20 protein-coding genes are annotated in these 23,257 nt (G+C 55.9%); 2 read left to right on the top strand and 18 right to left on the bottom strand.

What is annotated here, in order from left to right:
- Nucleotides 1-15: 15 nt before the first annotated feature.
- The 4 genes from xylR to xylF all read right to left on the bottom strand — a co-directional run bounded on the left by xylR (nt 16) and on the right by xylF (nt 5,006).
- Nucleotides 16-1,194, bottom strand: a complete 1,179-nt coding sequence (xylR, locus tag HFD94_RS14840) for a D-xylose utilization transcriptional activator XylR (RefSeq protein WP_010258893.1) — start codon at nt 1,192-1,194, stop codon at nt 16-18.
- A gap of 93 nt (nt 1,195-1,287) precedes the next feature.
- Complete coding sequence (gene xylH / locus HFD94_RS14835; protein WP_033773189.1) at nt 1,288-2,472, bottom strand: xylose ABC transporter permease XylH; 1,185 nt, start codon at nt 2,470-2,472, stop codon at nt 1,288-1,290.
- Nucleotides 2,465-3,985 (bottom strand): xylose ABC transporter ATP-binding protein, encoded by a 1,521-nt coding sequence (locus tag HFD94_RS14830; RefSeq protein ID WP_010258889.1) that lies wholly within the window; start codon nt 3,983-3,985, stop codon nt 2,465-2,467. The genes xylH and HFD94_RS14830 overlap by 8 nt, the downstream gene beginning before the upstream one ends.
- Before the next feature lie 28 nt (nt 3,986-4,013).
- Nucleotides 4,014-5,006 carry a D-xylose ABC transporter substrate-binding protein gene (gene xylF, locus HFD94_RS14825; RefSeq protein WP_010258888.1) on the bottom strand — a complete coding sequence of 331 codons (993 nt, stop codon included), beginning with the start codon at nt 5,004-5,006 and terminating at the stop codon, nt 4,014-4,016.
- Nucleotides 5,007-5,350: 344 nt separating this feature from the next.
- Here xylF and xylA point away from each other — a divergent pair, with 344 nt between their 5' ends.
- Nucleotides 5,351-6,673 carry a xylose isomerase gene (xylA, locus tag HFD94_RS14820; RefSeq protein WP_003849568.1) on the top strand — a complete coding sequence of 441 codons (1,323 nt, stop codon included), beginning with the start codon at nt 5,351-5,353 and terminating at the stop codon, nt 6,671-6,673.
- A 17-nt stretch (nt 6,674-6,690) separates the two neighbouring features.
- Nucleotides 6,691-8,133 (top strand): xylulokinase, encoded by a 1,443-nt coding sequence (xylB, locus tag HFD94_RS14815; protein WP_122889775.1) that lies wholly within the window; start codon nt 6,691-6,693, stop codon nt 8,131-8,133.
- Between the two features lie 166 nt (nt 8,134-8,299).
- Here xylB and HFD94_RS14810 read toward each other — a convergent pair whose 3' ends face one another.
- The 14 genes from HFD94_RS14810 to atpF all read right to left on the bottom strand — a co-directional run bounded on the left by HFD94_RS14810 (nt 8,300) and on the right by atpF (nt 23,246).
- Nucleotides 8,300-9,538 carry an MFS transporter gene (locus tag HFD94_RS14810; protein ID WP_010258883.1) on the bottom strand — a complete coding sequence of 413 codons (1,239 nt, stop codon included), beginning with the start codon at nt 9,536-9,538 and terminating at the stop codon, nt 8,300-8,302.
- Between the two features lie 107 nt (nt 9,539-9,645).
- Nucleotides 9,646-10,380 carry a phosphate signaling complex protein PhoU gene (phoU, locus tag HFD94_RS14805; protein WP_010258881.1) on the bottom strand — a complete coding sequence of 245 codons (735 nt, stop codon included), beginning with the start codon at nt 10,378-10,380 and terminating at the stop codon, nt 9,646-9,648.
- A 17-nt stretch (nt 10,381-10,397) separates the two neighbouring features.
- A complete protein-coding gene (pstB, locus tag HFD94_RS14800) occupies nt 10,398-11,171 on the bottom strand; it encodes a phosphate ABC transporter ATP-binding protein PstB (protein ID WP_010672189.1) in 774 nt (257 codons plus the stop codon).
- Nucleotides 11,172-11,215: 44 nt separating this feature from the next.
- Nucleotides 11,216-12,106 carry a phosphate ABC transporter permease PstA gene (gene pstA / locus HFD94_RS14795; RefSeq protein ID WP_010258878.1) on the bottom strand — a complete coding sequence of 297 codons (891 nt, stop codon included), beginning with the start codon at nt 12,104-12,106 and terminating at the stop codon, nt 11,216-11,218.
- Nucleotides 12,103-13,065, bottom strand: coding sequence for a phosphate ABC transporter permease PstC (gene pstC, locus HFD94_RS14790; protein ID WP_122889774.1), 963 nt, complete (start codon nt 13,063-13,065; stop codon nt 12,103-12,105). Before pstC ends, pstA begins: the two co-directional genes overlap by 4 nt.
- 87 nt (nt 13,066-13,152) lie before the next feature.
- On the bottom strand, nt 13,153-14,196 hold the full coding sequence (gene pstS, locus HFD94_RS14785) for a phosphate ABC transporter substrate-binding protein PstS (protein WP_010258875.1): 1,044 nt from the start codon (nt 14,194-14,196) through the stop codon (nt 13,153-13,155).
- 165 nt (nt 14,197-14,361) lie between these two features.
- Nucleotides 14,362-16,191, bottom strand: coding sequence for a glutamine--fructose-6-phosphate transaminase (isomerizing) (gene glmS / locus HFD94_RS14780; RefSeq protein WP_010672188.1), 1,830 nt, complete (start codon nt 16,189-16,191; stop codon nt 14,362-14,364).
- 158 nt (nt 16,192-16,349) lie between these two features.
- The gene (gene glmU, locus HFD94_RS14775) at nt 16,350-17,720 is read right to left on the bottom strand and encodes a bifunctional UDP-N-acetylglucosamine diphosphorylase/glucosamine-1-phosphate N-acetyltransferase GlmU (protein ID WP_167433254.1); all 1,371 of its coding nucleotides are present in this window, start codon (nt 17,718-17,720) and stop codon (nt 16,350-16,352) included.
- Between the two features lie 160 nt (nt 17,721-17,880).
- Nucleotides 17,881-18,300 (bottom strand): F0F1 ATP synthase subunit epsilon, encoded by a 420-nt coding sequence (locus HFD94_RS14770; protein ID WP_010258871.1) that lies wholly within the window; start codon nt 18,298-18,300, stop codon nt 17,881-17,883.
- Nucleotides 18,301-18,324: 24 nt separating this feature from the next.
- Nucleotides 18,325-19,722: a F0F1 ATP synthase subunit beta gene (gene atpD, locus HFD94_RS14765; protein ID WP_010258870.1), complete on the bottom strand. Its 1,398-nt coding sequence runs from the start codon at nt 19,720-19,722 to the stop codon at nt 18,325-18,327.
- 30 nt (nt 19,723-19,752) lie between these two features.
- The gene (gene atpG, locus HFD94_RS14760; RefSeq protein WP_010258869.1) at nt 19,753-20,619 is read right to left on the bottom strand and encodes a F0F1 ATP synthase subunit gamma; all 867 of its coding nucleotides are present in this window, start codon (nt 20,617-20,619) and stop codon (nt 19,753-19,755) included.
- Nucleotides 20,620-20,671: 52 nt separating this feature from the next.
- Nucleotides 20,672-22,213 (bottom strand): F0F1 ATP synthase subunit alpha, encoded by a 1,542-nt coding sequence (gene atpA / locus HFD94_RS14755; RefSeq protein WP_010258868.1) that lies wholly within the window; start codon nt 22,211-22,213, stop codon nt 20,672-20,674.
- A gap of 14 nt (nt 22,214-22,227) precedes the next feature.
- Entirely contained in the window at nt 22,228-22,761 is a 534-nt protein-coding gene (atpH, locus tag HFD94_RS14750) for a F0F1 ATP synthase subunit delta (RefSeq protein ID WP_003849530.1), read from the bottom strand.
- A gap of 14 nt (nt 22,762-22,775) precedes the next feature.
- A complete protein-coding gene (atpF, locus tag HFD94_RS14745) occupies nt 22,776-23,246 on the bottom strand; it encodes a F0F1 ATP synthase subunit B (protein ID WP_003849528.1) in 471 nt (156 codons plus the stop codon).
- Nucleotides 23,247-23,257: the final 11 nt, after the last annotated feature.

Genomic DNA, 23,257 nt, shown 5'->3' with positions numbered 1-23,257 from the left:
ACTGAACGCTTCCTGCTACAACACATTCTCCCCAAAATGCTGGCGATACTCTTTCGGCGTGGTGTCGTAGCTTTTGCGGAAGACCGAATAGAAGTATTGCAGCGAAGGATAGCCGCACATCTGCGAGATCTCGTTGATGTTGAGCGATGAAGAGGCCAGCAGTTCGCGCGCTTTTTCCAGTTTTTCACGGTGGATCATCGCATGGAGGGTGTCGCCGGTCTCATCCCGAAAGCGTTTTTCCAGATTAGAGCGCGATAGCCCGACTGCATCCAGCACCTGCTCCACTTTGATCCCCTTACAGGCGTTGAAGCGGATGTAGTGCATCGCCTGAATCACCGCCGGATCGCGCAGCGAGCGGAAGTCGGTAGAGCGCCGGGCGATGACTTTCACCGGCGGCACCAGAATGCGCTGAAGCGGTAAGGGCTGCTTATCCAGCAGCCGATGCAGCAGTTTGGCCGCCTGATAGCCCATCTGTCGCGAGCCCTGCGCCACGGACGAGAGCGCCACGCGTGACAGATAGCGGGTCAGCTCCTCATTATCAATCCCGATCACCGTAAGCTTCTCCGGCACCGGTATTTTCAGGTGTTCGCACGCCTGCAGCAGGTGTCGCGCCCGTGAATCCGTGACGGCGATAATGCCGGTTTGCGGCGGCAGCGTCTGCAGCCAGTCGGCGAGACGGTTCTGGGCGTGCTGCCAGTTTTCCGGCGCGGTTTCCATGCCCTGGTAGACCACGCCCTGATAGCGCTCACGTCCCACCAGCTGGCGAAACGCCTGTTCACGCTCCTGTGCCCAGCGCTTGCCGCTGGAGGCCGGTAAACCATAAAAGGCAAAGCGATTAATGCCCTTCTCTTTCAGATGCAGAAAGGCTTTCTCCACCAGCGCGGCGTTGTCAGTCGCGATGTAGTGCACCGGCGGATAATCCTCCTGCCGATGATAAGAGCCGCCAACGCCGACAATCGGCACGGAAACATTCGACAGCAGGGTTTCGATAGAGCGATCGTCGTAATCGGCGATCACCCCATCGCCCAGCCACTCCCGGATGTTGTCGATGCGGCAGCGGAAATCTTCTTCGATGAAGATATCCCAGTCAGTCTGCGACGCCTGCAGATACTCACCGACGCCCTCCACAACCTGACGGTCATACACTTTGTTGGCGTTAAACAGCAGGGTAATGCGATAGCGTTTCTCATGCATGATGGCGCGTTCCCTTAAATCCTCAGCGCATTGCATAACACGGCTGAAAGGGGCAAAAAAATTGTTTGCGCCACAATGTGATCGCCCGCGCGATTACACCCGACGCCGCGTTGCCGTATCCATCCACACCGCCAGCAGCAGAATCGCGCCTTTGACGATGTACTGCCAGAAAGTCGGCACATCCATCATGCTCATGCCGTTATCCAGCGAGGCCATAATAAAGGCTCCCATTACCGCGCCCGCAACCGAACCCACGCCACCCGCCAGGCTGGTGCCGCCGATGACACAGGCGGCGATAGCGTCGAGTTCCGCAATATTACCCGCCGACGGCGAACCTGCGCCCAGCCGTGAACTGAGGATCAGCCCGGCAATCGCCACCATCACACCGTTGATGGCAAACACCGCCAGCTTGGTACGCGCCACGTTAATGCCAGACAGGCGCGCAGCATCAATGTTGCCGCCGATGGCGTAGATACGACGGCCAAACGCGGTGCGGGTTGCCATAAACATGCCCGCCAGCAACAGCACGGCCAGCAGTAACACCGGGGTCGGCACGCCGCGATAGTCGTTGAGCAACCAGATGGCACCCAGCACTAAGATGGCGGTGATCGCCTGACGTCCGATGGTGCCGCTGGCTGCGCCCTGCGCCAGTCCGAGCTGCTGACGACGCAGCCGCAGCCGCCACTGCCACAACATAAACAACGCCAGACCGGCAAAGCCAAAGCCGAAACCGACGCCGCCCGGCAGATAACTCTGACCAATCTGCGACATGCCCGGCGTGATCGGCGCAACCGTAGTGCCATCGGTAATCCCGACCAGAACACCGCGGAAAGCCAGCATCCCCGCCAGCGTCACAATAAACGAAGGCACTTTACGGTAGGCCACCCACCAGCCATTCCACGTGCCAAGCAGTAATCCCATCACCAGCGTCACCACAATGGTCAGCGGCAGCGGCCAGCCGAGCCAGACGTCAAATATCGCCGCCGCGCCACCCAGCAGGCCCATCATGGAACCTACTGACAGGTCGATCTCCGCCGATATAATCACGAACACCATACCCACGGCCAGAATGCCGGTGATGGCGGTCTGACGCAGCAGGTTGGAGACGTTACGCGCGCTGAGCCACGCGCCGTCTGTGGTCCAGGTAAAGAACAATGCAATCAGCACAATTGCGCCCAGCATCACCAGAACCTGCAAATTAGGCAGTGTGAACCTGCCCGGTGACGGTTTGCCCGGCGTGCCGGAGAGGCGGCTTTGGGTACTTTCACTTTTAAGCATAATGTTCACTCCGCAGGGCAGCTTCCATCACCTGCTCCTGAGTCAGGTTATCGTTAATCAAATCGGCTTTGATCTGCCCTTCATGCATCACCAGCACCCGATCGCTCAGGCCCAGCACTTCCGGAAGCTCAGAGGAAATCACAATCACCGCGATACCCTGCTGAACCAGCGCATTGATCAGCAGGTAGATCTCCTGACGTGCGCCCACATCAATGCCGCGCGTCGGTTCATCGAGGATTAGGATTTTTGGATTGAGCAGCAGACATTTCGCCAGAATCGCTTTCTGCTGGTTGCCGCCGCTTAAACGGCCAATCGGCAGTTCTGATGAGGAGGTTTTCACCCGCAGCCGACCGATCGCGTCATTGATCGCCTGCTGCTCCTGCGCTTCATCCAGCGTTGAGAGTCGGTGGCTGAACTGGTCCAGCGCCGCCAGGGTAATATTTTTGCCCACCGCCATCAGCGGCACGATGCCATCTTTTTTACGATCTTCCGGCACCATCGCGATGCCGTGCGCAATGGCGGCGCGGCAATCGGTGATGTTGACCTGTTTGCCATTGATCCAGATATCGCCCTGCCAGCGCCCCGGCCAGACGCCAAACAGACATTGGACTGTCTCAGTCCTGCCCGCGCCCACCAGCCCGGCGATGCCGAGGATTTCACCGCGTCTGAGCGAGAACGAGACATTGTTAACGCGGCGGATGTGGCGGTTAACCGGATGCCAGGCGGTGAGGTTTTCAACTTTCAGTATCACGTCGCCAATCTGATGCGGCGCGTGGGGATAGAGCGCGGTCAGCTCGCGTCCCACCATCATGGTGATGATGTCATCTTCGCTCAGGCCCGCTGCCGGACGGGTAGCAATATGCTGGCCGTCACGAATCACGCAGATGGTATCGGAGATCGCCTTAACCTCATTCAGCTTGTGCGAGATGTAGATGCAGGCAATGCCGTGTTCACGCAGATTGCGGATGATGCCGAGCAGCACGTCCGTTTCCTGCTCCGTCAGGGAAGAGGTCGGCTCATCCAGAATCAGCAGCCGGACCTGTTTGTTAAGGGCGCGGGCAATCTCCACCAGTTGCTGCTGCCCAAGGCCTAACTCACCGACCCGGGTGGCGGGAGAAACGTTCAGCCCGACCCGCGCCAGCAGTTGCTGGCAGCGCAGGGTCATGGTTTCATCATCCACCATGCCGAAACGGCTCAGTTCGGCACCGAGGAAAATGTTCTCCATCACCGTCAGTTGCCGCACCAGCGCCAGCTCCTGATGAATAATCACAATGCCTTTACGCTCGGTATCGCGAATGGTCTGCGCCTGAATGTCGTCGCCAGAGAAGTGAATCTGCCCTTCAAAATCGCCGTGCGGATAGAGTCCGCACAGGATTTTCATCAGCGTCGATTTGCCTGATCCATTCTCACCACACAGCGACATCACTTCGCCCGCCTCAAGTTGCAGGCTGACATCATTCAGCGCCTTCACGGCACCGAAACGCTTGGTGATATTTTTCATTTCCAGCAGCATCGACTGTTCTCCCTCACGCTATGCGCAGTCAGAGTTCGCTCTGTTTGTGGAAACCGTCTTTCACCACGGTGCTTTCAATATTGTCTTTGTTGACCGGAATCGGCTTCAGCAGCCGTGACGGAACCTCTTTCAGACCATTGTTAAGCGTGCTGTTGCTGGCAGGTGTTTTGCCCTCGCCCAGTTCGACGGCAATTTTCGCCGCTTCGGTGGCGAGCTCGGTGATCGGTTTGTAAACCGTCATGGTCTGGGTGCCCGCTTTGATACGCTTAATGGCTGCCAGATCGGCATCCTGACCGGAGATCGCCACTTTTCCTGCCAGCCCCTGCGCGCTCAGCGCCTGAATCGCGCCGCCTGCGGTGGCATCGTTAGAGGCCACCACCGCATCGATATGGTTGCCGTTGGCGGTCAGGGCATTTTCCATAATTTTCAGGGCATTTTCCGGCAGCCAGGCATCGACCCACTGGTCGCCAACAATTTTAATGCTGCCGTTATCAATATAGGGTTTTAACACCTTCATCTGTCCGGCACGAAACAGGCGTGCGTTATTATCCACAGGCGATCCGCCCATTAAAAAATAGTTGCCCTTAGGCACCTGTTTCACAATGCTCTCGGCCTGAAGCTCGCCCACTTTTTCATTATCGAAAGAGATATAAAAGTCGATATCGGCATTATTTATCATTCGGTCATACGCCAGCACTTTAATGCCTTCCCGTTTCGCTTCAGCGACAACATTACTCAATACCTGACCGTTGTAGGGAATAATCACCAGCACATCGACACCGCGATTGATCATATTTTCAATCTGCGACATCTGTGTCTCTTCGTTGCCGTTGGCTGACTGAACAAACACCTTCGCGCCCAGCGTCTCAGCCTGTTTTACGAAAATGTCGCGGTCTTTCTGCCAGCGTTCGAGTCGCAAATCGTCAATCGCCATGCCGATCTTCACTTCTTTTGCCACGCTGGTCTGGCTGAACAGCGCCAGCGCCGCACAGGCGGCGAGCAGTGCATGTTTCATCTTCATTGTGATCATCCTGTAGGTTGAGGCTATTGTCGTTTCAGGCCTATAAACCAGGCGGATGAATTGTTGCCCTTATTTTCCTGTTACAGCAATTACTGATTTTTATCCGGCTATTACGTTTTTTGGTTTATTTCATTTTTTATGAGCGCGATCGAGGTTTCATCTTTTTCGGACAAGAGAGCGATAATGATAAACCACCCCGTAAATAACATTATTTTGCGAGCCAGCGCACAAATAATAATTATCTGACACCCGTAGTGAAATATCGTAATTGTGATGAGACAGCAGCCAATATCAAATATTGCTTCAACGCAGGCCATTCGGGTACTGATGCTAAGGAGCAAACCATGCACGCTTATTTCGATCAGATCGATCGGGTTCGTTATGAAGGCACCCAGTCGACTCATCCTCTCGCTTTCCGCCACTACAATCCCGATGAGGTGATCCTCGGCAAGACCATGGCGGAGCATCTGCGCTTTGCCGCCTGTTACTGGCACACCTTCTGCTGGAATGGCGCGGATATGTTTGGTGTCGGCGCTTTTGATCGTCCGTGGCAGAAAAGCGGAGATGCGCTGCAGCAGGCAAAACTGAAAGCGGATGTGGCCTTTGAGTTTTTCCACAAGCTGAATGTGCCGTGGTACTGCTTCCATGACGTTGATGTGTCACCAGAAGGCGATTCGCTGCACAGCTACAAAGAGAATTTTGCCGCCATGACCGATAAACTGCTGGAGAAACAGCAGGAGACCGGCGTGAAACTGCTGTGGGGCACGGCCAACTGCTTTACCCATCCGCGCTACGGAGCCGGGGCTGCTACCAATCCCGATCCTGAAGTCTTTGCCTGGGCAGCGACGCAGGTCTGCAGCGCCATGCAGGCGACCAAAACCCTGGGCGGCGAAAACTATGTGTTGTGGGGCGGACGCGAAGGATACGAAACCCTGCTCAATACCGATCTGCGCCAGGAGCGCGAGCAGATTGGTCGCTTTATGCAGATGGTGGTCGAGCACAAACACAAAATTGGCTTCCAGGGAACGCTGCTGATCGAACCGAAACCGCAGGAGCCGACCAAACATCAGTATGACTATGATGTCGCGACGGTTTATGGCTTCCTGAAACAGTTCGGTCTGGAGAAAGAGATCAAGGTTAACGTTGAGGCGAATCACGCCACGCTGGCGGGTCACTCTTTCCATCATGAAATTGCGACGGCCATTGCGCTGGGCATTTTTGGTTCAGTGGATGCCAACCGCGGCGATCCGCAGTGCGGCTGGGATACCGATCAGTTCCCGGTCAGCGTTGAAGAGAATGCGCTGGTGATGTACGAAATCCTCAAGGCGGGCGGCTTTACCACTGGCGGCTTAAACTTTGATGCCAAAGTGCGTCGTCAGAGCACTGATAAATATGATCTCTTTTACGGTCATATTGGCGCGATGGATACCATGGCGCTGGCGCTGAAAGTCGCCGCTCGCATGATCAGCGACGGTGAACTCGATAAGCGTGTGGCACAGCGCTACAGCGGCTGGAATGGTGAGTTCGGCCAGCAAATTTTGAAAGGCGAGTTTTCACTGGAGGCGCTGGCGGCGCATGCTCAGCAGCAGCAGCTCAATCCGCAGCATCAGAGCGGACGTCAGGAGCAGCTGGAAAATCTGGTAAATCACTACCTGTTTGATTTCTAACCCCTCAGGAGCAGAGCATGTTTATCGGGATCGATTTAGGCACCTCTGGCGTCAAAGTGGTGCTGATGGATGCACAAGGCAATGTGATGGCGACGGAAACAGCGCCGCTGCAGGTTTCGCGTCCGCAGCCATTGTGGAGCGAGCAGGATCCCGAAAGCTGGTGGCAGGCGCTGGATTTGGCCATGCAGGCGCTGAGCGCGCAGCAGGATCTGCGCGCGGTGCAGGCCATCGGGCTGAGCGGACAGATGCATGGTGCAACGCTGCTCAACAGTGCAAACCAGGTATTACGACCGGCCATGCTCTGGAATGATGGGCGCAGCGAGGCGCAGTGCCGTGAGCTGGAACAGAAGGTGCCGGATTCGCGGGCGATCACCGGCAACCTGATGATGCCCGGCTTCACGGCTCCCAAGCTGCTGTGGGTTCAGCAATATGAACCGGCAATATTCAATCAGATCGCTCACGTGCTGTTGCCCAAAGATTACCTGCGCTGGCGATTGAGTGGCGACTTCGCCACCGATATGTCAGATGCAGCAGGCACGATGTGGCTGGATGTGGCGCGGCGTGACTGGAGCGATGCGATGCTGCGCGCCTGCGACCTCAGCCGCGATCAGATGCCGCAACTCTATGAGGGCAATGCCCTGACCGGCACCTTACATGCCGAACTGGCCACACGCTGGAAGATGAACGCCGTGCCGCTGGCGGCGGGCGGTGGCGACAATGCTGCGGGTGCGATTGGTGTCGGCATGACCGAACCGGGCCAGGGCATGCTGTCGCTGGGTACGTCGGGCGTCTACTTCGTGGTGAGCGACGGCTATCTCAGCAATCCGCAGCGCGCGGTACACAGCTTCTGTCATGCGTTACCCCAGCGCTGGCATCTGATGTCGGTGATGCTCAGCGCAGCCTCCTGTCTGGACTGGGCAGCGACGCTGACCGGTTGCAGAGATGTTCCTGAGCTGCTGGCTGAAGCTGAACGCGCACGCGATGACCTGCCCGGGCTGTGGTTTCTGCCCTATCTTTCCGGTGAGCGCACGCCGCACAATAACCCGAATGCCCGCGGTGCTTTCTTTGGCTTTACCCACCAGCATGGCCGTCCCGAGCTGGCGAGATCGGTGCTGGAAGGCGTAGGGTTTGCGCTGGCGGAGGGCATGGACGCGCTGCACGACTGTGGCGTTCAGCCAAAGAGCATTATGTTGATCGGCGGCGGCGCACGCAGTGCACTGTGGCGTCAGATGCTGGCAGACATCAGCGGCCAGACGCTGGATTACTGCCATGGCGGGGAGGTTGGCCCGGCGCTGGGGGCCGCCAGGCTGGCACAGCAGGCGCTGGATGCAGAGGTCACCGTGCCGACGCCGGTTCTGGTGCAGCGACACCAGCCGGATCCGGCCCGGGTAGCGCACTACCAGCCACGTCGTGAGACCTTTGCGACGCTGTATCAACAGCTCCTGCCGCTGATGAAGTAAACCTGTGAGAACGCTCCGCCTGTTATGGATTTAAATCGCCTGTTAACGGATCCCCCTGCCATGTAATGCCAGGGGGGTAATGAAGGCAGAACAGGTGATCGTGAGCCATATTACTGACCCGGAATGGCCGGGATGACACTTACCCAGCCATACCATCACGGTAGCATCAGCCAATCGCGCCCAGCGTATCTTCCTGACCCTGTTTCTTCGGCAGCAGGAACAGCGTCGCCGCAATATCCAGCAGATAAATCAGCGCCAGCAGGGTAATCGCCGCCGTAAACGAGAACTGGCTCGCCAGCAGACCAATCACCACCGGGCCGAAGCCGCCCACACCACGACCAAGGTTGAACAGGACGTTTTGCGCGGTGGCACGCACCTGCGGCGGGAAAGTATCGGAAATCAGCGCGCCATAACCGCCAATCATGCCGTTAACAAACATCCCCATGATCGCGCCGGTAAATAACATGATGTTCGGGTCGCGCAGCTGAGCATAAACCACCACCATCACTACTGCGCCAAACTGATAGAGCAGGAAGATTTTCCAGCGTGCGAAGCGGTCGGCCAGTACGCCAAACAGCCAGATGCCAAAGGTCATCCCGACCACGGTCACCGCGGTCCAGAGGCCCGACTTCGTCAGGCTGAAGCCAAAGCTGGAGGAGAGGTAACTCGGCATCCAGATCATCAGCCCGTAGTAACCAAAGTTCTGTACTGAACAGAGGATAAAAATGCCCAGGCTGGCTTTGGCGGTGGCGCGATCGCGCACCAGCAGTTTCAGGCGCGCCGGAAAAGAGAGTGACGGCACATGTTTAACCTGCCGTTGATACGCCTCCGGTTCACCCATGCCGCGACGAATGGCAAACGAGACCAGCGCAGGCAACAAGCCGACCAGAAACATGCCGCGCCAGCCGATGATAGTCAGCAGCGGCGGTGTGATAAAGGCCGCCATCAGCACCCCGAGTTGCCAGCCGATGCCAACCCACGCTGATGCGCGATTACGCTTCTCCGCAGGCCAGGCTTCGGCAATCAGCGCCATGCCGATACCAAATTCGCCACCCAGACCGACACCCGCCAGCGTTCGCCAGGCGAGCAGATCCCAGTAGCCCTGCGCCACCGCGCACAGCCCGGTAAAGACCGAAAAGACCAGAATCGTGACGGTGAGCATGCGGATGCGACCATAGCGGTCGCTGAGATGACCAAATACGATGCCACCGATAACCGCGCCGATCAGCGTCCAGGTCACCAGCGATCCCGCCTGTGATGGGTTGAGCGCCAGCGAAACACTGATAGCCGGCAGCATAAAGCCGAGTATCAGCAGGTCAAATCCATCCATGGCATAACCGCTGACCGCAGCCAGCATCGCTTTGCCTGGCGTTACGCCGGGCTTAGATTGGGGAGAAGGGGACATCGTTGCGCACCTCATAAAGAAAAGTGCCGCAATTATAGAGAGAGTTCAGGATGTGACCAATTGAAAAGGCTTATCCCTGCGCCGATCAGGCGCAGGAAGAAGATTTATCAGGAAGGTCTGTTGCTGCCGTCATCGCCCGACAGTAATTCATCGAGCCGGTCACCGCCAACGTGACGGAAATCCTGACCTTTGACGAAATAGAAGATGATTTCGCAGATATTCTGGCAACGATCGCCGATACGCTCAATGGCGCGGGCACAGAACAGCGCCGTCAGCACGCTGGGAATGGTGCGCGGATCTTCCATCATGTAGGTCATCAGCTGGCGCACAATGCCTTCGTACTCTTTATCCACCTTTTTATCTTCACGGTAGATAGTGATCGCTTCATTGAGATCCATGCGTGCAAAAGCGTCCAGCACATCATGCAGCATCTGTACGGTGTGACGACCCAGCGACTCAAGGCTGACCAGCAGCGGCAAATGCTGCTGACCAAACTTCTCCAGCGCCGTGCGGCTGATCTTCTCCGCCACGTCGCCAATCCGTTCCAGCTCAGAAATGGCTTTGATGATCGCCATCACCAGTCGCAAATCGATCGCGGTTGGCTGACGTTTGGCGATGATGCGCACGCAGGCTTCATCAATCTCCACTTCCATCATATTGACCTTCTGGTCACCGTCGATCACCCGCTGCGCCAGTTCGCCATCCAGATTATGCATGGCGGTAATCGCATCGGTCAGCTGCTGCTCGACCATACCGCCCATGATCATCACCTGGGTACGGATATGCTCCAGCTCGGCATTGAACTGACCGGATATGTGCTTATTCAGATTAAGATTATCCATGTCGATCTCCTGTCAGATCAGCCGTAGCGGCCAGTTATATAATCTTCGGTTTGCTTCTGGGCGGGTTTAGTGAACAGCGTGTCGGTATCGCTGAACTCAATCAGTTCGCCCAGATACATGAAAGCCGTATGGTCAGAGCAGCGTGCAGCCTGTTGCATGTTGTGCGTCACGATCACCACGGTGTAATCCTGTTTCAGCTCGGTGATCAGCTCCTCAATACGGCCAGTAGAGATAGGATCAAGCGCAGAGCAGGGCTCATCCAGCAGTAAGACTTCCGGGCGAATCGCGATACCGCGGGCAATGCACAGACGCTGCTGCTGGCCGCCGGAGAGACTGTAACCGCTCTGATGCAGCTTGTCTTTGGTTTCATTCCACAGCGCGGCTTTGGTCAGCGCCCACTGTACGCGCGCATCCATATCTGCACGCGACAGCTTTTCAAACAGGCGAACACCAAAGGCGATGTTGTCATAGATCGACATCGGGAACGGCGTAGGCTTCTGAAACACCATGCCGACCCGGGCGCGCAGCAGCGAAATATCCTGCTGAGTCGCCAGAATGTTTTCGCCATCCAGCAGAATGTCCCCTTCAGCCCGCTGATCAGGATAGAGCGAGTACATTTTGTTGAAGGTCCGCAGCAGGGTCGACTTACCACAGCCCGATGGCCCGATAAACGCAGTCACCTGATTCTTAGCGATATCCAGATTGATGTTCTTCAGCGCATGATATTTGCCGTAATAGAAGTTCAGATTACGGACCTGAATTTTATCGGCTGATGCTGTCGCGATACTCATAATTCATCTCTCTTATACGGCGCCGCACAGGGCCGCGCCGGAAATTAACCGTGTTTACCTTTGGCGAAAATCACCCGCGCCACGATGTTCAGCACCAGCACGCAGAGGGTAATAATCAGCACACCCGCCCAGGCCAGGCTCTGCCATTCTGCGAACGGGCTCATGGCGAACTTAAAGATGGTGACCGGCAGGTTCGCCAGCGGCTGCATCATGTCGGTGCTCCAGAACTGGTTCGAGAGCGCCGTGAACAGCAGCGGTGCCGTTTCACCTGCAATGCGGGCAATCGCCAGCAGCACACCCGTGATGATGCCGGAGACCGACGCTTTCAGGGTGATAGACGCGATCATCTTCCACTTGGGCGTACCCAGCGCGTAAGCCGCTTCACGCATGCTGTCTGGCACCAGTCGCATCATGTTTTCGGTGGTACGAATCACAATCGGCACCTGCAGCAGCGCCAGCGCAATCACCCCGGCCCAGCCGGAGAAGTGCTGCATCTGCGACACCACAAGGGTGTAGACGAACAGGCCGACCACAATCGAGGGTGCCGAAAGCAGAATGTCGTTAATAAAGCGGATCACTTCTGCCAGTGGCGACTTGCGCCCATATTCCGCCAGATAGATACCCGCCATGATGCCCAGCGGTGTGCCGAAGAAGGTAGACCAGAAAATCAGTAATCCGCTGCCTGCCAGGGCGTTAGCCAGCCCGCCGCCCGCGGTATTGGGTGGTGGCGTTGATTCGGTGAACAGGGACCAGGAGAGCCCATCCACGCCGCGCGATACGGTGGTGAACAGGATCCACACCAGCCAGAACAGACCAAAAGCCATGGTCAGCAGCGACAGCGTCAGCGCAATTTTATTTTTAGTGCTGCGCCAGGACTGCATTTTACGGCGTGATGCGTCCAGTTCGGCGCGCGCCTGAATTTCAATTGTGGTCATGAGTGCGCTCCTTCACTTTTCGCCAGCCGCATAATCATCAGCTTTGAAATCGCCAGCACGATAAAGGTAATCACAAACAGGATCAGTCCCAGCTCCATCAGCGCGGCGACGTGCACGCCCGATTCCGCTTCAGCGAACTCGTTGGCCAGCGCCGAGGTGATGCTGTTACCCGGCATAAACAGCGACGGGCTGTCGAGCTGGTAGGTGTTGCCGATAATAAAAGTCACCGCCATGGTTTCACCCAGCGCACGACCCAGTCCGAGCATCACACCGCCAATCACGCCATTTTTGGTAAAGGGCAGTACGATGCGCCAGATCACTTCCCAGGTGGTGCAGCCGATGCCGTAGGCTGACTCTTTCATCATCACCGGGGTCTGCTCAAAGACGTCGCGCATGACCGAGGCGATGTAAGGGATGATCATGATGGCCAGAATCACACCCGCCGCGAGGATGCCGATACCGAAAGCGGGGCCGGAGAAAAGCTCGCCGACAATCGGAATGCCCGATATCACGTCATTGACCGGTGTCTGGAAGTATTCGGCAAACAGCGGCGCGAAAACAAACAGACCCCACATGCCATAAACAATACTGGGAATGGCCGCCAGCAGCTCAATGGCGGTGCCCAGCGGGCGACGCAGCCAGCCTGGCGCGAGTTCGGTCAGGAACAGCGCGATACCAAAACTCACCGGTACTGCGATAATCAGGGCAATAATGGAGGTCACAAGGGTGCCGTAGATCGGTACCAGTGCACCAAATTGTTCGTTGGGCGCATCCCAGGTTTTGGTCCACAAAAAGGCGAAACCAAACTTCTGGATGCTGGGCCACGAGGAGATGATCAGGGAGACAATAATGCCGCCCATCAGTAACAGGACAATCAGCGCAGCCAGCCTGACCAGCGCGCCAAAAATTCTGTCACCTTGTTTGCCTGGGGCTTTGAATGCCGGCTTCGTTGCAGCCATAGAAGTCTCAGTCTTCAGAAGTTATCAGGACGGCATGACGCCGCCCGTTGAGTCTGACCGGACTGCTGTCCGGTCAGGGTCGGTCAATTACTGATAAAGCGCTTTACCAGAACTGTCTTTGATGTTGGCTTTCCAGGCGGCGCGAATCTGTTCAGTCACGCTCTCTGGCAGCGCAGCATAATCCAGCGCTGTGGCGGTTTTGCTGCCGCTTTTGTAAGCCCAGTCGAAGAATTTCAGTACTTCAGCACCCTTGGCCGCATTAGCCTGATCTTTGTAGATCAGAATAAAGGTGGTTGACGAGATTGGCCAGGCATCAGCGCCCTTCTGGAAGGTCAGATCCTGCGCGAACGATTTGCTCCAGTCAGCGCCTTTCGCGGCATTACTGAAGCTGGTTTCGCTTGGGGCGACCGCTTTGCCATCGGCATCGATCAGTTTGGTGTAGGTCAGGTTGTTCTGTTTAGCGTAGGCGTACTCCACGTAGCCGATTGAACCCGGCAGACGCTGAACAAACGCGGCGACGCCGTCGTTGCCTTTGCCGCCCAGACCGACCGGCCAGTTGACGGTGTTACCTTTACCAATTTTGCTGTTCCAGTCCGGGTTCACTTTCGCCAGATAGCTGGTGAAGACGAACGAGGTGCCTGAACCGTCAGCGCGACGTACCACGTTGATGTTGGTCTCTGGCAGTTTCACGCCTGGGTTAAGTTTGGCAATCGCCGGGTCGTTCCACTTTTTGATGGTGCCGAGGTAGATATCACCGACGGTTTTGCCATCCAGCGTCAGCTGACCTGACTTGATACCCGGCAGGTTAACCGCCAGTACCACGCCACCGATCACGGTAGGGAACTGGAACAGGCCATTTTTCTGCAGATCTTCATCTTTCATTGGCGCATCGGACGCACCGAAATCGACGGTTTTAGCGATGATCTGTTTCACGCCGCCAGATGAACCGATACCCTGGTAGTTAACTTTGCTACCGGTGGCTTTTTGATATTCTGCTGCCCACTTGGCATAAACCGGCGCCGGGAACGTCCCGCCTGCGCCAGTGAGATCGGTTGCCGCAAAAGCAGATACCGCGCTTACGGCGAAGGTGGTGGCGAGGATTCGGGCTACGGTGCTACGCATCAGTGTCATATTCCCTCCAGGGGAGAAAAGTCAGGCTTGGGGTCGTTTTAGTAAGAATCTGTGATTGCTGCAGGAGGGAAAATAGGACAGTTTGATGACAGTGAAATGTACGAAATATGACAGTTATATGACAGAGGGCCAGAGCAAAGTGGGCCCGCGACGGGGCCCACCCGGTTATTCCACAGTAACCGATTTTGCCAGGTTACGTGGCTGATCGACGTCGGTCCCTTTGATCAGGGCGACGTGATAGGAGAGTAACTGTAGCGGCACCGTGTAGAAGATGGGCGCAATGACCTCTTCGACATGCGGCAACGGGATAATCTTCATGCCGTCACTGTCGCTGAAGCCCGCATCCTGATCGGCAAAAACATAAAGCAGGCCACCGCGTGCGCGTACCTCTTCGATGTTGGATTTGAGCTTCTCCAGCAGTTCGTTGTTAGGTGCCACCACGATCACCGGCATGTCCGCATCAATCAGCGCCAGCGGGCCATGTTTCAGCTCGCCTGCGGCGTAGGCTTCCGCATGAATGTAGGAGATCTCCTTGAGCTTCAGCGCCCCTTCCATGGCAATCGGATATTGATCGCCACGACCCAGGAACAGTGCGTGATGCTTGTCAGAGAAGCCTTCTGCCAGATTTTCAATCAGCTTATCCTGCGCCAGCATCTGCTCAATCCGGTTCGGCAACGCCTGCAGTGCATGAACGATCTCATGTTCAGTCTCGGCTGACATCCCTTTCAGACGGCCCAGTTTCGCCACCAGCATCAGCAGCACCGCTAACTGGGTGGTGAACGCTTTGGTAGAGGCGACGCCGATTTCGGTGCCCGCTTTGGTCATCAGCGCCAGGTCAGATTCCCGCACCAGTGACGAACCGGCTACGTTGCAGACCGCCAGCGATCCCAGGTAGCCCAGCTCTTTAGAGAGACGCAGCGCCGCCAGGGTATCTGCCGTTTCACCCGACTGCGACAGGGTGATCAGCAGGCTGTTTTTGCGAACAGCTGATTTGCGGTAGCGGAACTCCGAGGCAATCTCGACATCACAGGGCAGGTTTGCCAGCGACTCAAACCAGTAGCGTGACACCATGCCGGAGTTGTAGGAGGTGCCACAGGCGATAATCTGGATATGCTCAACCTGGCTCAGCAGCGCTTCTGCGCCCGCGCCCAGTTCGCTGAGATCAACCTGACCCTGGCTGAACCGACCGCTCAGGGTGCTTTTCAGCGCCATGGGCTGTTCGTAGATCTCTTTCTGCATGTAGTGACGGTAAATGCCTTTGTCACCGGCGTCATATTGCAGGTTCGACTCGATCTCGGCACGGGTCACGGTGTTGCCTTCACGGTCGATCACCGTGACATCGCGACGGCTGATCTCGGCGATATCACCCTCTTCCAGATAGATGAACCGACGGGTCACTGGCAGCAGGGCCAGCTGATCCGAGGCGATAAAGTTTTCGCCCATGCCACGACCAATCACCAGCGGGCTGCCGGAACGGGCCGCCACCAGCAGTGACGGATCGCGGCTGTCCATGATCACCATGCCATAGGCACCGCGCAGCTGCGGAATCACACGCAGTACGACTTCACGCAGCGAACCGCCCTGCTTCTGCTCCCAGTGAACCAGATGCGCCACCACTTCGGTGTCCGTTTCAGAGGCAAAGACGTAACCGCGCGCGATCAGTTCAGCGCGCAATGGCTCATGATTTTCAATGATGCCGTTGTGCACGATGATGATGTGCTCTGAGACGTGCGGATGCGCGTTCGCTTCCGACGGCTCGCCATGGGTTGCCCAGCGCGTGTGCGCGATGCCGGTGCCACCAATCAGCGGTTGCTGCTCAGCGGCTTCCGCCAGTTTCTGCACTTTTCCTAAACGCCGCAGGCGCGTGACGTGCCCCTGACGATCGACCACGGCCAGACCGGCCGAATCATATCCGCGATATTCAAGACGACGCAGACCTTCCAGCAGAATCTCTGCGATATCACGTTGCGCTACTGCACCAACAATTCCACACATAATGATGTTTTCCTGACTACATGGCTTTTCGCCACTTCTGTTGTCATGCGACCTGATATCCGGCTTTGCCGGTTCCCCGAGCCTTGTAGAGAGTGGGGATTATAGTTTTGGCACTGCACTGCACTGCATCGGCCCGCATTAAAGCGGGCCGTTAAAATTTATTTTTTCTTCACCGGACGCTGCCAGTCCGCTTTGTGATTCTGCTCTTTACGGTTATAGACCAGACCGGCCTGGGTCACATCTTTCATGATGGTCGTGCCCGCCGCAATGGTGGTCCCTGCCGCGATGCTGACCGGCGCCACCAGCTGGGTATCTGACCCCACAAATACGTCATCGCCAATTACGGTTTTGAATTTGTTCGCACCGTCGTAGTTGCAGGTAATGGTGCCTGCACCGATATTTACGTTGTCGCCAATCTCCGCATCACCGAGATAGGAGAGATGCCCCGCTTTCGATCCCCTGCCCAGACGCGCTTTCTTCATTTCGACGAAGTTGCCCACGTGGGCGGCATCGGCCAGTTCGCTGCCAGGACGCAGACGGGCAAAAGGTCCGACGGTGCAGGCAGTGGCGAGATTCGCATCCTCGATCACCGAATAGGGGCTGATTTCACAGTCATCGCCAATCACGCTGTTTTTGATAATGCAGCCCGCGCCGATTCTGACGCGTGCGCCCAGCGTGACCTGGCCTTCAATAATGACGTTGGTGTCAATTTCAACATCCCGCCCGTGCGTCAGCGTCCCGCGCAGGTCAAAACGGGCCGGATCTCGCAGCATCACGCCAGCCAGCAGCAGCTTTTCCGCCTGTTCAGCCTGGTAAGTGCGCTCTAATGTCGCCAGCTGTAGCCGGTTATTGACGCCATCGGTTTCACTGATGCGTGCCGGATGAACCGCGTTGATCACCCGACCTTCCTGATGCGCCAGCGCGATAATATCGGTGATGTAATACTCACCCTGCGCATTATTGTTGGTGAGCTGCGCCAGCCAGCGTTTTAAATCGCCGCCGTTGGCGATCAGAATGCCGGTGTTGATCTCTTTAATGGTGAGCTGCGCCGGGCTGGCATCTTTCTGTTCGATAATGCCGGTGATGGTGTCGTTCTCACGCACAATGCGGCCATAACCGGTTGGGTCGTCCAGTACCACGGTAAGTAAGCCAATGCCGCCCTGCGGTTTAGCTTCGCGCAGTCGCTGTAGTGTCGCCTGAGAGATCAGCGGCACGTCGCCGTAAAGCATCATGATATCTTCATCATCAGCGAATGCGGGCGCTGCCTGCTGCATCGCATGGCCAGTGCCGAGCTGCTCGGCCTGCAGTTCCCAGTTGAGCGAGCTGTCAGTGAGGGTCGCCTTCAGGCGATCGCCGCCGTGACCATAAACCAGATGGACCTGCTGTGCGCCCAGCCCTTTAGCCGCGTCAATCACATGCTGAACCATGGGTTTGCCTGCCAGCGTATGCAGAACTTTAGGCAGATCGGAATACATACGGGTGCCCTTGCCAGCAGCAAGGATCACCACACTCATCGCACTGTTAGACATAACTATCCTGAGTGAATTTTTACGGGTGAAAGTAAAACGGTTTGGGATTGAGATTACTACATTTTTCTCAGGCCGAAATTAGGCGGACAGGCAGATCAGGCGCAGCAGACAAAAAAAATGCCAGCCCGAGGGCTGGCATTTCATGACGCATAAAGCTGGATTACATCGCTTTTTTGGTCAGTTCGATCACGCGCAGTTTAGCAATGGCTTTCGCCAGCTCGGCAGAGGCCTGAGCATAGTCCACGTCGCCGTGGCTGCTGTTCATATGGTCTTCTGCTTTGCGTTTTGCTTCCAGAGCGCGTGCTTCATCCAGATCGGTACCGCGGATAGCGGTATCGGCCAGAACGGTGCTGCTGCCCGGTTGCACTTCCAGCACGCCGCCAGAGAGGTAGATAAACTCCTCTTCGCCGTGCTGTTTCACGATACGGATCATTCCAGGCTTAATGGCAGTCAGCAGCGGCGCATGGCCAGGGAAAATCCCCAGTTCACCTTCGCTACCTGACACCTGAATTTTCTGTACCAGACCAGAGAACAACTGCTCCTCTGCGCTGACCACATCCAGGTGATAAGTCATAGCCATAATCTTCCTCCCGGGAAGCCGTTATTATAGTTTCTTCGCTTTTTCCACGGCTTCTTCGATGGCGCCAACCATGTAGAAGGCCTGCTCTGGCAGGTGGTCAAACTCACCTTCCATGATGCCTTTAAAGCCACGGATAGTGTCTTTCAGCGTCACGTATTTGCCCGGTGAACCGGTGAATACTTCTGCAACGAAGAACGGCTGAGACAGGAAGCGCTGAATCTTACGCGCACGTGCCACCAGCAATTTGTCTTCTTCAGACAGCTCATCCATACCGAGGATGGCGATGATGTCTTTCAGTTCCTGATAACGCTGCAGCAGTGACTGAACGCCACGTGCAACATCATAGTGCTCCTGACCGACAACCAGCGGATCCAGCTGACGGCTGGTAGAGTCCAGCGGGTCAACGGCCGGGTAGATACCCAGAGAGGCGATCTGACGGCTCAGCGTTACCGTTGAGTCTAAGTGCGCAAAGGTAGTTGCTGGTGATGGGTCAGTCAGGTCATCCGCAGGGACGTAAACGGCCTGTACGGAGGTGATTGAACCGGTCTTGGTGGAGGTAATACGCTCCTGCAACACACCCATCTCTTCTGCCAGCGTTGGCTGGTAACCTACCGCAGATGGCATACGACCCAGCAGTGCAGAAACTTCTGTACCGGCCAGGGTATAACGGTAGATGTTATCGATGAACAGCAGAACGTCGCGACCTTCATCACGGAATTTTTCCGCCATGGTCAGACCGGTCAGTGCTACGCGCAGACGGTTACCCGGCGGCTCGTTCATCTGGCCATAGACCAGTGCAACTTTATCGATAACGTTAGAGTCAGTCATTTCGTGGTAGAAGTCGTTACCCTCACGAGTACGCTCACCCACACCGGCAAACACTGAGTAACCTGAGTGTTCAGCCGCGATGTTACGGATCAGTTCCATCATGTTGACGGTTTTACCTACACCCGCACCACCGAACAGACCGACTTTACCGCCTTTAGCAAACGGACACATCAGGTCGATAACCTTGATGCCGGTTTCCAGCAGTTCCTGCGAGTTAGACTGATCTTCATAAGAAGGGGCTGCGCGGTGAATAGAGGCGATCTCTACTGCGCTGCCATCTTCTTCTTTCAGCTCGCCTTTCATATCGATTGGCTCGCCGAGAACGTTCATGATACGGCCCAGGGTCGCTTTACCGACGGGTACCTGAATCGGTTTCTGCAGGTCGTTGACGCTCAGACCACGCTTCAGGCCGTCAGACGTACCCATTGCGATGGTACGTACTACGCCGCCGCCGAGCTGCTGCTGAACTTCCAGCACCAGACGCGCATCACCATTCATAACCTCGAGGGCGCTGTACACTTGCGGTACCGCGTCCTGAGGGAATTCGACGTCAACAACGGCGCCGATAATCTGGACAATCTTTCCAGTTGCCATCTTGAATCCTCTACCTAATTCCAAACCTGGTTAAACCGCGGAGGCTCCACCGACAATCTCGGTAAGTTCCTGGGTGATGCTGGCCTGACGAGCTTTGTTGTACACCAACTGCAGCTCTTTGATCAGATTTCCGCCGTTATCGGTTGCGGCTTTCATCGCTACCATACGTGCGGCCTGCTCACTGGCCAGATTTTCCACCACACCCTGATAAACCTGCGATTCGACATAACGACGCAGCAGGGTATCCAGCAGCGCTTTCGGATCGGGTTCATACAGGTAATCCCAGGTCTTCGCCTTCATCTCTTCTTCACCTTCCGCTGGCGGTAACGGCAGCAGTTGGGTGATGGTCGGAGTCTGAGACATGGTGTTATTGAATTTGTTATTGACGATCATCAGCTTGTCGATGCGGCCTTCATCATAAGCCTGCAACATCACTTTTACCGGGCCAATCAGGTCAGACAGGGTAGGTTTATCACCCATGCCACTGACTTGCGCCACAATGTTGCCACCCACAGCATTAAAGAATGACGCCCCTTTTGAACCGATAATCGACAGATCGCTCTGCACGCCTTTATCGGACCAGGACTTCATATCCGCCAGTAACTTTTTGAACAGGTTAATGTTCAAACCACCACAAAGCCCGCGGTCAGTTGAAACGACCAGGTAGCCGACGCGCTTGACGTCGCGCTCTTCCAGGTAAGGGTGCTTGTATTCCAGATTACCCAACGCAAGGTGACCAATCACTTTGCGCATGGTTTCTGCATACGGACGGCTGGCCGCCATGCGTTCCTGCGTTTTACGCATCTTGGAGGCGGCGACCATTTCCATCGCTTTGGTGATCTTCTGCGTGTTTTTCACGCTTCCAATCTTGCTTCGTATCTCTTTTGCGCCGGCCATTAGCTTCTCCTCAAAGCCTTGCGGCCTGCCTTTTCAGACAAGCCGCCAGACATTACCAGGACTGGGTTGCTTTAAACGTCTCGACCAGGCCTTTCAGCTTGGCTTCGATATCGTTATTAAAGTTGCCCGACTGGTTGATTTCAGCCATCAGCTCAGCGTGGTCGCGATCGGCGAAGGCCAGCAGTGCAGCTTCGAAGCTGCCAATTTTTGCCAGTTCAACGTCGTTCAGATAGCCACGCTCTGCAGCGAACAGAACCAGACCCTGCTGTGCGACAGACATCGGCGCATACTGTTTCTGCTTCAGCAGCTCGGTCACTTTCTGACCGTGGCTCAGCTGTTTGCGGGTTGCATCATCCAGATCAGAGGCGAACTGCGAGAATGCCGCCAGTTCACGATACTGTGCCAGCGCGGTACGGATACCACCGGACAGTTTCTTGATGATCTTGGTCTGTGCAGCACCACCTACGCGGGATACCGAAATACCTGGGTTAACGGCCGGACGAATACCGGAGTTGAACAGGTTCGATTCCAGGAAGATCTGACCATCAGTAATCGAGATTACGTTGGTCGGAACGAACGCAGAAACGTCGCCCGCCTGGGTTTCGATGATCGGCAGCGCGGTCAGTGAACCGGTTTTACCTGTCACTGCGCCATTGGTGAAACGCTCTACATAATCAGCGCTTACGCGTGATGCACGTTCCAGCAGACGGGAGTGGAGATAGAACACGTCGCCAGGGAATGCTTCACGACCTGGTGGACGGCGCAGCAGCAGAGAAATCTGACGGTACGCGACAGCCTGCTTAGAAAGGTCATCGTAAACGATCAGCGCGTCTTCACCACGGTCACGGAAGTATTCGCCCATCGCACAGCCTGCGTACGGAGAGAGATACTGCAGTGCAGCAGATTCAGAAGCAGACGCCACAACAACGATGGTGTTCTGCAGTGCGCCATGCTCTTCCAGCTTACGAACCACGTTAGAGATGGTTGAGGCTTTCTGACCAATCGCAACGTAGACACACTTGATGCCTGAGTCGCGCTGGTTGATGATCGCATCGATCGCCATTGCGGTTTTACCGGTCTGACGGTCACCGATGATCAGCTCACGCTGGCCACGGCCGATTGGAATCATCGCATCGACCGACTTATAACCGGTCTGAACCGGCTGGTCGACTGACTGACGGTCGATAACGCCAGGTGCAATGACTTCAACCGGTGAGAAACCGTCGTTGTCGATTGCGCCTTTACCGTCGATAGGAGCACCCAGGGTGTTCACTACGCGGCCCAGCAGGCCACGGCCTACCGGTACTTCAAGAATACGGCCAGTACACTTAACCTTCATGCCTTCGGCGAGGTCAGCGTAAGGGCCCATCACCACTGCACCAACCGAGTCACGCTCGAGGTTCAGGGCGATAGCGTAACGGTTGCCCGGCAGGGCAATCATCTCACCCTGCATGACATCGGCCAGGCCGTGTACGCGGATGATACCGTCACTTACAGAAACAATCGTACCTTCGTTGTGAGCTTCACTCACGACATTGAACTGAGCAATGCGCTGCTTGATCAGTTCGCTGATTTCGGTGGAATTCAGTTGCATATGCTCCAGTCCCCTTAAGACTGCAAGACGTCAGCCAGACGGTCAAGACGGCCGCGTACGCTGCCATCAATAACCAGATCACCCGAACGGATGATCACGCCTGCCATCACAGACTTATCAATTTTGCAATTCAGCTTAACTTTGCGTGACAGACGTTTTTCCATCGCGGCGCTGATTTTATTCAGCTGGTCGTCACTCAGCGTACTGGCGGAGATAACATCAACTTCAGCGGTGGCTTCATGAGCGTCACGCAGTTCGATGTATTGGGCCAGTACAGCCGGAAGCGCTGTCAAACGTCCGTTTTCCGCCATCACCTTAATCAGGTTCTGCGCGGGTTCATCCAGTTGATCACCACAGACTGCGTTAAACGACGCTGCCAGCGCTTCGGGTGCTAATGCACCTGAGAGAAGATCAGCCATCTGTTCATTGCGAGCCACTTCTGCGGCAAACGCCAGCATCTGTTGCCAGCGTTCAATACTTTGATGCTCAACAGCAAAGTCAAAAGCTGCTTTGGCGTAGGGGCGAGCTACAGTAATCAGATCAGACATCAGCCCCTCCCTCCTTACAGTTCAGCGACCAGTTTATCAACGATGTCGCTGTTAGCAGCTTCATCCACGGAGCGTTCGATGATCTTCTCGGCGCCAGCCATAGCCAGCAACGCGACCTGCTTACGCAGTTCTTCACGCGCACGTTTGCGTTCAGCGTCAATTTCAGCCTGCGCTTGTGTCACGATGCGATTACGTTCGTTTTCAGCTTCGGTTTTGGCTTCGTCCAGAATCTGCGCGCGACGCTTGTTCGCTTGCTCGATAATGACCTGAGCGTCTTCTTTGGCTTTTTTCAGCTGGTCGGTCGCATTAGCCTGCGCGAGATCCAAATCTTTCTTTGCACGTTCAGCAGAAGCAAGGCCTTCAGCAATTTCTTTCTGGCGCTTTTCGATAGCAGCCATGAGCGGCGGCCATACGTACTTCATGCAGAACGCGACAAACAGGATGAACGCGATAGCCTGGCCGAGGATTGTTGCATTAATGTTCACAGCACAATGCC

The organism is Pantoea sp. EKM20T, assembly GCF_011800485.1.
Lineage (GTDB): Bacteria > Pseudomonadota > Gammaproteobacteria > Enterobacterales > Enterobacteriaceae > Pantoea > Pantoea agglomerans.
Note: the sequence above shows the minus strand (reverse complement) of the source record. Positions and strands in the feature narration are given on the sequence as shown.